This window comes from Micromonospora sp. MP36 (assembly GCF_008119785.1).
Classification (GTDB): Bacteria; Actinomycetota; Actinomycetes; order Mycobacteriales; family Micromonosporaceae; genus Micromonospora.
In genome coordinates, this window is record NZ_VSFA01000298.1 from 1 (window position 1) to 546 (window position 546).

The window sequence follows — 546 nt, forward strand, 5'->3', positions numbered from 1 at the left end:
ACTTGCAGCACTTCCGAGAGCGCCCGCCCATGCCGCAGGTCGCGTCCGCTGCGGCCACCCGGATCTGCCGCCGGCCGGGCGCCACGCTTCGTGACAGGCACGACGTGGTCGAACCATCGGTCGTGCCGCGATCCGCGCGTGATCTTTTAGCCGAGGAACTCCGCGATGCCGAGGGCCTCGGTGAATTCGAGGATTCCGCCACCGCGGGGCGCCGCCACGGAACCTGACCTGACCCAACACGATCGAACGCTCGCTACTGCAATCCAACGACTTGCTGAAGCCACGCTCTGTCGGCGACGTTCAACGTGTCGTCGTCAAGCAGCGTGCGCAGCAGGGACACATGCTCAGAGAACACGACCCTGCACTGCTCGCGTTCCGGATGATCGTTGTCGTTGCCGAGCAGCAGCACCGCACGCTCATCATCCGCGTCGACCGGCTTCGACAGTTCAGCGGTGACGACCACGAGGTCGAGCAGGGCGGACCGCACCGGAACATCCGGGTCGGCCGCCAGGCGAAGCAGGAACGGCAACGCTGCCGGCATTGCCG

The 546-nt window shown here is 66.5% G+C and carries 2 protein-coding genes; one reads left to right on the forward strand and one right to left on the reverse strand.

Features of this window, described 5'->3' with window-relative positions:
- Nucleotides 1–227 (forward strand): hypothetical protein (locus FXF52_RS42760; protein ID WP_222870973.1); only part of this gene is annotated, 227 nt, incomplete at its 5' end.
- A 26-nt stretch (nt 228–253) separates the two neighbouring features.
- Here FXF52_RS42760 and FXF52_RS42335 read toward each other — a convergent pair.
- Nucleotides 254–546, reverse strand: a 293-nt coding sequence (locus FXF52_RS42335; RefSeq protein WP_222870974.1) for a hypothetical protein, incomplete at its 5' end; no start/stop codon positions are given.